The organism is Gordonia namibiensis NBRC 108229, assembly GCF_000298235.1.
Lineage (GTDB): Bacteria > Actinomycetota > Actinomycetes > Mycobacteriales > Mycobacteriaceae > Gordonia > Gordonia namibiensis.
The window spans coordinates 25,677-37,627 of sequence record NZ_BAHE01000003.1; the positions used below are offsets into that span (position 1 = coordinate 25,677).

At 65.1% G+C, this 11,951-nt stretch carries 10 protein-coding genes and 4 tRNA genes; 7 read left to right on the forward strand and 7 right to left on the reverse strand.

The window, feature by feature from the left end; all coding sequences use genetic code 11:
• Nucleotides 1-25: 25 nt before the first annotated feature.
• Nucleotides 26-703, forward strand: a complete 678-nt coding sequence (locus GONAM_RS02120) for an SRPBCC family protein (protein WP_006865127.1) — start codon at nucleotides 26-28, stop codon at nucleotides 701-703.
• Nucleotides 704-717: 14 nt separating this feature from the next.
• A complete protein-coding gene (locus GONAM_RS02125; protein ID WP_040535106.1) occupies nucleotides 718-1,839 on the forward strand; it encodes an XdhC family protein in 1,122 nt (373 codons plus the stop codon).
• A 209-nt stretch (nucleotides 1,840-2,048) separates the two neighbouring features.
• Here GONAM_RS02125 and GONAM_RS02130 read toward each other — a convergent pair whose 3' ends face one another.
• Nucleotides 2,049-2,333, reverse strand: coding sequence for a MoaD/ThiS family protein (locus tag GONAM_RS02130; RefSeq protein WP_006865129.1), 285 nt, complete (start codon nucleotides 2,331-2,333; stop codon nucleotides 2,049-2,051).
• Nucleotides 2,326-3,381, reverse strand: coding sequence for a GTP 3',8-cyclase MoaA (moaA, locus tag GONAM_RS02135; protein WP_006865130.1), 1,056 nt, complete (start codon nucleotides 3,379-3,381; stop codon nucleotides 2,326-2,328). Before moaA ends, GONAM_RS02130 begins: the two co-directional genes overlap by 8 nt.
• Before the next feature lie 212 nt (nucleotides 3,382-3,593).
• Here moaA and GONAM_RS02140 point away from each other — a divergent pair, with 212 nt between their 5' ends.
• Nucleotides 3,594-4,691 (forward strand): tyrosine-type recombinase/integrase, encoded by a 1,098-nt coding sequence (locus tag GONAM_RS02140; protein ID WP_006865131.1) that lies wholly within the window; start codon nucleotides 3,594-3,596, stop codon nucleotides 4,689-4,691.
• Between the two features lie 64 nt (nucleotides 4,692-4,755).
• On the opposite strand, the gene GONAM_RS02145 is transcribed toward GONAM_RS02140, so the two are convergent.
• From GONAM_RS02145 to GONAM_RS02155, 3 genes are all read right to left on the reverse strand, one after another.
• Nucleotides 4,756-4,832, reverse strand: a tRNA-Phe gene (locus GONAM_RS02145).
• 47 nt (nucleotides 4,833-4,879) lie between these two features.
• A tRNA-Asp gene (locus GONAM_RS02150) sits at nucleotides 4,880-4,956 on the reverse strand.
• A 48-nt stretch (nucleotides 4,957-5,004) separates the two neighbouring features.
• Nucleotides 5,005-5,077: transfer RNA gene (locus GONAM_RS02155), tRNA-Glu, on the reverse strand.
• A gap of 273 nt (nucleotides 5,078-5,350) precedes the next feature.
• Here GONAM_RS02155 and GONAM_RS02160 point away from each other — a divergent pair.
• Nucleotides 5,351-5,423: transfer RNA gene (locus GONAM_RS02160), tRNA-Lys, on the forward strand.
• A 983-nt stretch (nucleotides 5,424-6,406) separates the two neighbouring features.
• On the opposite strand, the gene GONAM_RS02165 is transcribed toward GONAM_RS02160, so the two are convergent.
• Nucleotides 6,407-8,563, reverse strand: coding sequence for an acyltransferase family protein (locus GONAM_RS02165; protein ID WP_083876365.1), 2,157 nt, complete (start codon nucleotides 8,561-8,563; stop codon nucleotides 6,407-6,409).
• 225 nt (nucleotides 8,564-8,788) lie between these two features.
• Here GONAM_RS02165 and GONAM_RS22860 point away from each other — a divergent pair, with 225 nt between their 5' ends.
• The 3 genes from GONAM_RS22860 to GONAM_RS22870 all read left to right on the forward strand — a co-directional run bounded on the left by GONAM_RS22860 (nucleotide 8,789) and on the right by GONAM_RS22870 (nucleotide 9,998).
• Nucleotides 8,789-9,247 (forward strand): hypothetical protein, encoded by a 459-nt coding sequence (locus GONAM_RS22860; protein WP_006865134.1) that lies wholly within the window; start codon nucleotides 8,789-8,791, stop codon nucleotides 9,245-9,247.
• 58 nt (nucleotides 9,248-9,305) lie between these two features.
• A complete protein-coding gene (locus GONAM_RS22865) occupies nucleotides 9,306-9,542 on the forward strand; it encodes a hypothetical protein (RefSeq protein ID WP_245548555.1) in 237 nt (78 codons plus the stop codon).
• A 231-nt stretch (nucleotides 9,543-9,773) separates the two neighbouring features.
• Complete coding sequence (locus GONAM_RS22870) at nucleotides 9,774-9,998, forward strand: hypothetical protein (protein ID WP_006865136.1); 225 nt, start codon at nucleotides 9,774-9,776, stop codon at nucleotides 9,996-9,998.
• 715 nt (nucleotides 9,999-10,713) lie between these two features.
• On the opposite strand, the gene GONAM_RS22295 is transcribed toward GONAM_RS22870, so the two are convergent.
• Nucleotides 10,714-11,951, reverse strand: a 1,238-nt coding sequence (locus GONAM_RS22295; RefSeq protein WP_006865138.1) for a tyrosine-protein kinase domain-containing protein, incomplete at its 5' end; no start/stop codon positions are given.

Sequence of the window (11,951 nt, forward strand, 5' to 3'; positions counted from 1 at the left end):
CATCTAGAAAAGCAAGGCAGACAACATGATTCTCGAAAACACTTTCTCGGTTCCGGCCGGAATCGACGAGGCGTGGAAGTTCCTCAACGATCCCGAGCGCGTCGCCCCGTGCATGCCCGGCGCCACGCTGGACTCCTTCGAAGGCGATGACATCGCCGGTCGGGTGAAGGTCAAGGTCGGCGCCATCCAGATGAGCTACAAGATGAAGGGCCGCTTCGTCGAACGCGACGACGAGAAGCACCGCCTGGTCATCGAGGGCGCCGGCAAGGAGAACCGCGGCGCGGGCACGGTCAACGCCACCGTCACCCTCACCCTGACCGAGAACGGTGCCAACACCGACGCTCTCGTCGAGACCGACCTCGCGATCACCGGCCGCCCGGCCCAGTTCGGTCGCGGCGCGCTGGAGGACATCGGCGGCAAGATCGTCGGCCAGTTCGCCAAGAACCTGGCCACCCAGTTCGACGAGCCGGCCCCCGCCGTCGAGGAGACCGCCGCCCCGGCTGCTGCATCCTCCACCGACACCGCGGCCCCCGCTGCGGCCGCGTCGGCACCGAAGACCGCGGCCAAGCCGGCCGAGGCCGAGCCGCTGGACCTCGTCAGCGTCCTGGGCCCCGACCGCGACAAGGTCATTAAGGTCGCCGCCGCAGTGCTCGTCACCCTCGGCCTCGGCTTCCTCCTCGGCCGTCTCACCAAGCGCGGATAGGGGATTCGGCCATGATGCGCGACGTACTGGGGACGATCACCCGGTGGCATGACGCAGACATCGACTGCGCGATCGCCACCATCATCTCCTCGCAGGGATCGATACCGCTCCCCGTCGGCAGCATCATGGCCGTCTCCCGCGACGGCGCAGTCGCCGGAAGCATTTCCGGCGGCTGCGTCGAAAGCGACATCTTCCACGAGGCCCTCGACGTCCTCGACACCCGGGTGCCGGTCATCCGCACCTACGCCATCGACGACGACGAGGCCGGCTCCATCGGCCTGATGTGCGGCGGCTCGATGCGCGTCCTCGTCCACCCCGCCGGACGCGCCGACCTGCCGGGCCTGTCGGCCGTCGCCGACCCGCTGCCCGAGACCGTGCCGGTCTCCGTGGCCACCATCGTCTCCGCGGGTGAGCTCCAGGGCCGCACGATCGTCACCGTCGGCGACCAGGTCGCCGGCACCCTCGGCAATCCCCTCCTCGACGCCGAGGTCATCAAGCAGGCCCGCCGCCATCTCGAGGCAGGCTCGGCGGTCACCGTCGACATGGGCGTCACCGGCAACTGCCTCGAATCCGATGTCAGCGTGCTGATCTCGTCGACCGCGCAGCCGCCGCACCTGATGGTGTTCGGCGCCGTCGACTTCTCCCGCGCCCTCATCCGCTCGGCCAAGGCCCTCGGCTACCGGGTGACCCTCTGCGACGCCCGGCCGGTGTTCGCGACCCCCGAACGGTTCCCCGAGGCCGACGAGGTCGTCACCATGTGGCCGCACACCTACCTGGAATCACAAACCATCTCGGCGTCGACGCTGATCTGTGTGCTGACCCACGATCCCAAGTTCGACGTGCCGGCGCTGACGGTCGCGCTGCGTTCCGGCGCCGGCTATGTCGGCGCGATGGGCAGCCGCCGCACCCACCACGATCGTCTCGCCCGGCTGCGCGCCGCCGGGGTCACCGACGACGAACTCGCCCGCCTGTCCTCCCCCATCGGCCTGGATCTGGGTGCGGTGACCCCAGAGGAGACCGCGATCTCGATCCTGGCCGAGATCATCGCCCAGCGCCGCGGCGGCACCGGCAGCCCGCTCGGCCGCGTCGACGGACCGATCCACCGATCCGTGGTGCCCGCGCTCACCGCCGGCTGAGCCGGCTCTTCCCCACCGCCGGCTGAGCCGGCTCGTGAACCTTCTGCCCCCGGGTGTGTTTGTCCCCGGGGGCAGAATCCATTCTCGGGTGAAGCAACTTGGTGCCGTGGCCATTTCGGGTCTGACTGTTCCCGGCACGGTCGACCGTCGGGTACGGTCCTATTTCCCCGGGCGTCTGTTCTACGGGTACGCCTGTCCCGCAGGCGCGTCTAGCCCCCGGCGAACGGGGGCATCACGTCGACGCGGGCGCCGACCTTCGTCGACAGCTCGCGGGTGAACTCGCCATCGCCCCGGCCGTCGGCAGCGGGGCCGAGCAGGTAGCCCGCCACCGCGAGGATGCGACCCAGGTCCGGGCCGTGCCGGTCGACGAGCACGGTGCGCAGTTCGCGCAGATCCGCGCGGGCGGTCAGGTGCACGACCTCCGACCGGATCCCGGTGACCGCCTCCGCCGCCGCGAAGTAGCGCACCTCAACCGCTTTCGTGCCGTCAGCCACCGATTGCTCCCATACTCCGTTGCGGGGGAACGAAGTCCGCTGCTGCGACTCCGTGTCCGGCCCATTTGTTCCACATGGCGCCACGCCACAGATCGGCGATGTCGTCGTCGGAGGCGTTGCCGCGCAACGCCGCCCGCAGGTCGGTCTCGTCGTCGCTGAACAGACACGACCGGACGGTGCCCTCGGCGGTGAGCCGGGTGCGGTCGCAGTCCGAGCAGAACGACCGGGTGACCGAGGCAATGATGCCCACCGTGGCGGGTCCGCCGTCGACGAGCCACTGTTCGGCCGGCGCGGACGGGTCTTCCCGACCGGTCGGGGTCAGCGTGAACCGCGCGCCGAGGACGTCGAGCAACTCCTGCGCCGACACCATCTGATCGCGGGTCCACGTCTGGTCGGCGTCGAGGGGCATCTGTTCGATGAACCGCAATTCGACGCCCTCGTCGAGGCACCACTGCAGGAGATCCGCGGCCCCGTCGAGGGTGTCGGGCATGAGGACCGCATTGACCTTCACGCGCCCGATGAACGTTTTGGCGGCCCGGATGCCCGCGAGGACCGAATCGAGGCGGTCACGGCGCGTCAGGGCCGCGAAATGGTCCCGGTCGACGGTGTCGAGGGAGATGTTGATGCGGGTGAGGCCGGCCAGCGCCAGACCTTGCGCGCGGTGTTCCAGTCCGACGGCGTTGCTCGTGATGGCCAGCGGCACATGCGGTGCGACGTGCACGCAGCCGCGGATGATGTCCTCGAGGTCGCGGCGCATCAGCGGTTCGCCGCCGGTGAAGCGCACCTCCTGCACGCCGAGCTTGTTGACCGCGATCCCCACCAGGCGGACGAGTTCACCGGCGTCGAGGAGCCGGTCACGGGGAATGGCGGGCAGGCCCTCGGCGGGCATGCAGTAGGTGCACCGCAGCGAACACTTCTCGGTGATCGACACCCGCAGGTCCCGTGCGACCCGGCCGAACCGGTCGACGAGGGTGTCGACCAGGGGCCGGTCGGACACGTCGGCCGTCGCCGTCCGGATGGACGGCATGCCCATCGCCACCTGCACCACGAAAGTCCCCGTCCGGTCCGTCGATTCCTACTACATACAGAATTGTATTCAGTTGATCTTGGCTGGTCCGGTGGCAGTTCGCAACCGCTGGCGGCCGAGATCTCCGGCGGGAGCCCCACCGAGGGGAACCGGCGGCGCTCCGCGTGCGTCTCATCTCCGACCGGCCCGAGACGTGCAGGAGGAATCGCCATCCCCACCGAGCTGCTGTGCCGATGAGCATCACCAAGTACCGGACGAGCTCGGGCGCGGCCCGCTGGCGGGTGACGTGGCGCCTCCCCGACGGCCACACCCGCAGCAAGGCGTTCGGCACGCTGCGCGAGGCGCGGGCCTTCGAGGCCGAGACGATCACCGCCCGCACCCGGGGCGTGGTGTTCGATCCCCGGCGCGGCGACGCGGTCCCGGTGTCGGCGATGTACGCCTCCTGGCTGGCCACCCGCCAGGATGTGACACCGAAGGTCCGGCGCGGCTTCGAGGACAACTGGCGGCTGCACGTGGCCCCGGCGTTCGGGACCTGGCCGGTGACCAAGGTCGACCGGGAGTCCATCCAGGCGTGGGTGAACGCGATGGACTGCTCGCCGCGCACCAAGCGGTGGCGGCATTCGCTGCTGCGGATGATCCTGGCGCACGCCGTCGCCGACGGTCTGCTGGTGAAGAGCCCCGCGGAGCGCACGGTGTTCCCGCCGCTGGACCTCGCCGAGCACCTCTATCTCACCCACGCCGAGGTCGGCGAGCTGGCGACCCGTTGCGGCGCGCAGGGCGACATCGTGCGCATCCTCGCCTACACCGGGTTGCGCTGGGGTGAGCTCACCGGCCTGAATGTCGCCGACGTCGACCTGGTCCGTCGGCGGATCGCGGTCCGCCGCTCGATGACCCAGGTCGGCGGCACGCTGATGACCGGAAAACCCAAGAGCCGGGCCGGGATTCGCACCGTACCCCTCCCCCGATCCCTGGTTCCGGTGCTGGCGGCCCGCATCGACGGCCGGCCCCGCACCGCGCCGGCGGTCACCTCCCCGCGAGGAGCACGGCTGAGCCGGGAGAACTGGGTGCGCGCGGTGCGGTGGCGCGAGCAGGTCACCGCGCTGGGCTATCCGACGCTGCGGGTCCACGATCTGCGCCACACCTATGCGAGTCTGGCCCGCGCCGCCGGCGCCGATCTGCGGCTGCTGCAGGTGGCGATGGGCCATGCCTCGATCACGGTGACCGCCCACACCTACGCGGACCTGTTCGACGGCGAGCTCGACGCGGTGGCCGATGCCCTGGATGCCCGCGTGGTGGAGATCACCGGGCCGGCGGTCCCCGACGAACGGTGACCGGCACGGCCGACACCGACCCCGGGAACCAGAAAAACCTCCCGGAGGAACCGGGAGGTTTTCGTGGTGGCCAGAGTCGGGATCGAACCGACGACCTTCCGCTTTTCAGGCGGACGCTCGTACCAACTGAGCTACCTGGCCCTAAGACAACCGGCGCATCCGGTAAACCGAATGCGCCGGTCATCTTTTGGCGACCCTGACGGGACTCGAACCCGCGACCTCCGCCGTGACAGGGCGGCGCGCTAACCAACTGCGCCACAGGGCCTTGTTTAATTGTTCTGTCCGACTCTCGTTACCGAGTGCCGTCCAGGCGTACCCCCTACGGGATTCGAACCCGCGCTACCGCCTTGAAAGGGCGGCGTCCTAGGCCGCTAGACGAAGGGGGCCGGTCTCGCTTCTCCGCTGGGAGCTCGCATAGCTTATGACACGTTTCGAGCAAACCACAAATCGTGTGGTCAGGGGCCTAAAACGGCCATTTTTGGTGCATCTGCGCAGGACGCGTGGAGACCCTTGTTCGGAGCGTTGCGCGCAGCTGCGCGACGCACGTGCCGGTAGCCGGTTGCGGATAGCTCGTGCGCCCTCGCGACACACGTGTAGGCCCCCGCTCGGACAGCTGGAGGAAGCTGTAAACTCGTCGACGCCCCGGCTAGCCGGGGCACGCCCCTATAGCTCAGTTGGTAGAGCTACGGACTTTTAATCCGCAGGTCCCAGGTTCGAGCCCTGGTGGGGGCACTCCTTCCGCGCCACATCCCCATCCCAATGCCGGGATTTCCGCGGTCTGCACCGGACTCTCGCGCCAAGTTGATGATCGACTACCAGCTCCCGATGGCCTCGACGTCGGGCCTGATGGACGAGATCTGGACTTCAAGGACGGCACCCCGCCGGACAACGGTTCCATCGGGCGGCCCGGTTCGCTGTCCGCCACTGCCGGGCGCAGGACCGCGATGGGTGTTCATGCTCTGCGACCGCGCCACCGGATACGTCACGTTCGTTACCGGTCGCCCCGCCGGATCCGGCGCATGCGACGGCGCACTGATCGAAGACCGACGACGGGTACCGCACGGATCCGGCGGTCACCTCGACGCCGCCGGTCCAGCCGCATTTCACGACTGCCTGAACGGCACCGTCAAGCCGCCCTGCGCATCACGACGGGTAGCTCGCTGATCAACAGTTGCCGCTCGGCGATGGCGGGAAGCATGAAGTGGGGCAGCACACCCCACCGACACTCTCGACTACAACCTCTACCGGCAGGGCACCGGCGTCATCAGGGCCGCCCCGAACTGCAGGCCGACGCCAACCTGCGTATCGATGTCACACCCGGCACCGGGCCTCGGCTTTGGGCGGTGGGCCACGCCGCCACCTTGGGCACCGGTGGCTCGTCCGGTGGCGCAGTGATCTACGCCCATTCCGGCGTCATCAAGCTCAAGTCGAACTCGGGTGACTGGAGCTTCACCCGTCAGTCGGCAATCGCTGACGCCACCGACGTCATCACCGAACTCAATGCGCTGCTCACCACAGCCCGCACGATAGGAATGTACGCCTCGGCATGGCACCGACTCGTCCAGGTAGGTGCCTATGCCGCCGTGGTCGCCGACGACGGGGAGCACCTCAACCCGGTCCAGGTGGAACCGATCACCGTCTCAACCGCCAAGTCGCCCGATTCCCGGCGCGGCTCGCCGCCGAACTGGACAGGCTGGACGCGGTGGCCTCTCGAACTACGAGACGGCCGAACCCAGACGCTGATTCAGGATCGGACCCAACGACGCCGAGTATGTCGCCGTCATGTGGGTTTTGTCGCGGTATATCAACACTCCGCCGATCACGACCGGGCACTGGTCGCCAGGACAGATCCAGTCGGTCATGTCCACGACGACTACACCCGGCACCACGCCCGCGGCTTCGCGTTGACTCCGGCCTTGATACGTGATTGCCGCGTTGCGCGGAGTGGCGCATGAGCTGAGCGACTCCACATGGGTAGCAACGCACTCCGGAGGCACATCGAGCTTCGAACGTGGAGTGTCCTGCAGTATCACAACCTTCACGCCGGCGTCACTCAGTTTCCTCCACGCCGAAGCCAGACCATCGGCCATAGTCTTGTCGATCGTAGAGTGATCCAGGTTGGAGATAAACGCGATATCGGGCTTCTGCGGCCCGGTCAGCTCGGCGAGCAACGCGTTGTTCCACTGACGGCACTCCCGGTATGGGGACTCTTTCAGCTTGATAGTTCCGTCGAACAGCGGGCACGACGATTTCGTGTACGACTGCAGTTTCCACTTTCGTTCGACCGCAACATAATCCAGTGCATTGACCCACTGGGCCGCGTGCGAGTCTCCAACGATCGCCGCGGTCACCGTCCCCCGCCGGTCTCCGAAAGTGCAGGTCTTGACCCGTACTTCACTTTGCTCGACGTGGCATTCGTTCGCATACACCGGGGGGTTATCCTGCTGCGCCGCAATCGCTGTCGGGCGGATTCTCGTAACGGAATCGACCACCCGTCCTTCAGGGCTGGCCGACGGGTCCGCTCCCAGGAGCATCGCACCCATCGGCGTAGCCTTAACCATTTTCGTCGACGGTAAACCGATCGACGGGCCCGTGCCGGTTGCACCGCTTGCGATGACCGGAGGCAGCGGGGCTGCAGTTGTTGGACGCGCTGCCGGGTTGGCGGTTGCAACCAGAATGCCCACGATAACCGTGATGGCGATACCAATGACCGCCATCCGGAGGGACGCGAGCGTCGAGGAGGTGAGGGACTTCATGTCGCGAAAGGGTTGCTCGACGAACCGGTACGACAGCCATGCTGGGATCGCCGATGCCGCGACGAGGATCACACCCTCCCTGACGGTGACGGGACGGAGGCCCTCCGTGATCCAGTACCCGCCGATCACGACGAACGGCCAGTGCCACAAGTACAGCGAGTACGAGAGATCGCCGATGTACTGAACGGGCTTCGATCGCAGCACCAGTTCAGCGCCACGCCCGCCGGCGTTGTCGCCGAACGCGAGCATGAGTGCGGTCCCCACGGTTGGTACGAGAGCAATGTAGCCGGGGAACGGTAAGTCATCGGCGGCGAGTAGGAACCCCGTCGCCAGAATCATGGCGAAGCCCGCCCAGGTGAGCGTCGCGCCGACCAAAGACGGCACACGCGCGAGATGTACGGCGGTGAGGGCGACGAGTCCACCCAGCGCGAGCTCCCAGATCCGGGTCGTCGTGACGAAGTAGGCGGGGCCGGATGCCACTTCCGAGTAGTAGATTGACCAACCCAACGAGAGGGTGAACGCAATAGCCGTCAGCCATACCACCGCACTGTGCAGACGATTTCGAGCTACAGCACCACCGATGAGGGCAAGTAGGACTGGCAGGACTATGTAGTACTGCTCTTCGATCGATAGCGACCAGAAATGTTGGACCGGGCTCGGAGCGGAGTCCTGGGACAGGTATTCAACCGATCGGTCCGCCAGCCGCCAGTTCACGATATAGACGCCCGCGTTGAGGATGTCGAAACCGGTGTTCCACCAACGCGAGACCGGTAGCACCAGGACGGTACCTACAGCGATCGCAACTAGGACTGCGACGCTCGCGGGAACAAGTCGCCGGGCGCGGCGAGCATAGAAGGCTCCGACCGACACCTCTTGCGACTGACTCGTCGACAGCTCGCGATACAGAATCCTGGTCATCAGAAATCCGGACACGACGAAGAAGACGTCGACGCCGACGAACCCACCTGGCAGGAATGGAACACCAGCGTGCCAGATCAGAACAAACAAGACCGCGATCATCCGAATACCCTGAATGTCACGGCGTTTCGGAGCAGTAGCTGCCTTCTGTGGCCGTAGTGAACGGACGCCGCGATGCGGCGTGGTCGGCGTGGTCATTCAGTCCCCCCAGCAATCGTCCGACATGGACGAGATCACTTACAGGGCCCTATCTTCACCCATCGCGCGCCATCTCGCCCGGTTCGGCCAGACAAACTACAACCACGATCACCCGATCGTATGACATTGATTCCCAATGTGTTTCGCAATGCGAACCACAGCCGCAGACGACGACATCTCCCGATAACCATCACCGCCCGGTCATGGAAGGCTGCGAAGGACCGTATGGACATCATTTCTGCTTACCGAGAACTCGGAAGCTATCGCGCCGCACCCGAGGTGTGCGGTACCACCCACAAGACCGTCAAACGTGTGGTGGACCAGTTCGACGCCGACGATCAGCCACCAGATCGTAAGGAACGGGCCCGCAACTCCCGCAACTCCCGGAACTACAATGCTGTGGCCCAGCTGGTTGCTGAGCGAGTCGAGCGGTCACACGGCCGGATCACCACCAAGCGCCTGCTGCGGGTAGCGCGACGACAGGCTATTCGGGTTCGGCCCGGAAATTCCGTCGTCCGGCGCCCACGAGAAACACAGTGGCGTCGTGGGCATCGTCATGGCCGCCGCCCGGCAGTGTGGGCACCGGGCGACTACCTCGTCATCGATTGGGCCGTGATCGGCGGGGTGCACATGTGCTGCGCGATGTTGGCGTTCCCGGTGGCGGTTCGTGCGGTTCGCCACTAACGAAACAGCCACCACCACAATCGGATTCATCGCCGAAGCCTTCGAGGAGATTGGTGGAGTGCCTGACAAGGTGCTTGCTGATCGGATGGGCTGCCTCAAGGTTGGAGTCGTCGCGAACGTCGTCGTACCAACGCCCATGTATGTGCGGTATGCCACCCACTACGAGTTCGCCCCGGATTTCTGTCACGGCGCCGATCCGGAGTCGAAGGGGATCGTGGAGAACCTGTGCGGTTACGCGCAGTCTGATCTGGCGCGACCATTGTGGACCGAAGCCAAGATCCGGCACTGGCCGTGACGACGTGCAGCTAGATGTGCATACTGCGAACCGGGCCGCGCGGGATTGGTGGCGAGGTCAACACCCGCCGCCACAGCGACACACTGTGCGTGCCCGTCAACCAGCTCGATGTAGAACGAGAAGTCTTGTGGACGTTGCCATCTCTGCGGGCTCAGGTATGTCCACTACCGGTCACCCACAAGGTCGACCGCCTCTCCTGTATCCGGTACGCCTCGGCCCGTCGGCACCACCGTGACCCTCATCCAGGACGGTGCGCGGCTCCTGGTCGCCGAACCCGCCTCGGGCGAGGTGGTCGCCGAACATCTGCTGGCCGCACCCGGCGAGGTCGTCCTCGACGAGGCCCACTACGAGGGCTGCTACGCCCACCGCCCCGTCACCAAAACCGTGGAACCGTTCGACGTGGCCGCATCCGCCATCCCAGCCATCACCTTCGAGCACCTGTCGTCTCTGGAATGAGTTCGGGCCCGTCGTAAACTCCGCGACGCGAATCCCACACCGTCGCACGGTAGTGCTACAGAATGGACTCAACGCGAAAGGATCGCAATGGGCACCGGTGAACGCGACCACCTCATCCCGGCCTGTCGAGTTCCGCGGCACACACCGCCATCACTCTGGCGTTGCGGTGTCACCGCCGCAACATCCGTCCGCGATCTTGTGTCCACCGGCGACCTGACGAACTGCATCGACTTCCCAGAGCTCGGCATCGGCTCCAAGGTCTATGAAATTGCGCACGCCTCTGCCAGAAACTCAGGCGGGTGGTGCCTCGAGTAGTTCCATAGTCTCGAGAACTCGAAAACCAAATGGGTGCGCTTCACTAGCACCGACTCCGCCAACAGACCTCGAAGCACACTTCTCAGAGGACCTGAGACCCACGCCGCGTGACAGTGCCCGGAACCAGACCGCGCGCACGGCCCACCGAAATAATGACGAACAACACTAGCGCGCTCACAAGACGTGTTCAGATCATGGCGATTCCCTGATCGAGCTCGTTCCAGGCTCGGTACTGCTACCAGTTTCGCCAAAGCAACCACGAACGCGTCATTGAGGACACGAGACCGAAGCCAACCCGAATACATCGCGTCGTCCAAGTCCACATTCACCACAATCGACGACGAGTGAGAATCACCCAAGCGTGCGCGCAGAGGACCCGGCCAAGGAGCGCGCACGGATATTACGACGCAGAAGACGTGCCGACCTTATCGACCGACATATCGTCAGCGTTGTTTTCTACGTTAACGCCGTAATACCTAAATCGGTAGGGACTCTGACGAACCGGTGTCCCATTAATCACAACGCCCATTGCATGCACTCCAGCCGTATCCATTTGACGAGTTGTGTCAGACAGTTCATGCTTCGCGCTCTTATCGATACGAACGACAACCAGCACGCCATCAACAAGACGCGATACCACCTGTGCATCCGTAACGGGCAAGCACGGAGGCGTATCAACAACTACGTACTCAAACGAGTCCCGAAGCGACCCGAATACGTCGCTCGCCTTTCTCGAACCCAGCAACTCGGCAGGATTCGGCGCGATTGGACCGCTCGGCAGCACGTCGAGACCTGCGACCGATGAATGCTGTATGCAGTCAGTGAGGGTCGCTCCTGTTGAAAGGATCGTCGTCAAACCCACTGAACCTGTGAGATTGACCCTGCCGGCCACGCTCGGGTTCCGCAAATCGGCGTCCACGAGCAGGACCGAATGCCCGGCCTCCGCCAATGAGGCGGCAAGATTCAGCGCGACAGTGGTTTTGCCATCACCCGGACTCGGACTTGTTACAGCAATCATCCGCGCGGGTGAGTCCACGTCCATGAAAGACAGATTTGTCCGCAAATGGCGGAAGGCTTCTGCCGCTGGGCTACCGCCCACACCGAAATTAACCACGTTTCGGTCGACCGCAGGGTCATCGGGAAGGTCGCCAAGGATAGGGAGCTCAGTGACCTCCAAGACCGAGTCCTCACTCCGAATCCGAGTATCTGCGCGCTCGACGAGTACCACAATGCCAATCCCCATACAGATACCCAGCGTGAGGGCAATCAGCACAGTCCGACCATACCGGGGCGAGACCGGTGCGTCATCTACGGTCGCAGGCGAGACCACAGTCAACTTGGCCAGAGGGTCGCCGCCGGCGCTAGGCACCTCCAGTACCTCAACGTACTCAATAAGCGCCTGTGAAACTCCGGATGCCAAGCGGGCAGCAAGATCAGGATTCGCATTCTCAGCGGTAACTACCAGCAGAACGGTGTCCGGACTTGTTGAAACGGACAGCGAATCCTTCGCTTCGTCTTGCTTGAGACCGACTCCGGTGGACTCGAGCGCGCGACTGACTATCACGTCAGAGTCAACAAGTTCAGCGTACGACGCGACACGCTGGGCTGAAGCCAAGGAATTCTGGTACGAAGCACTGG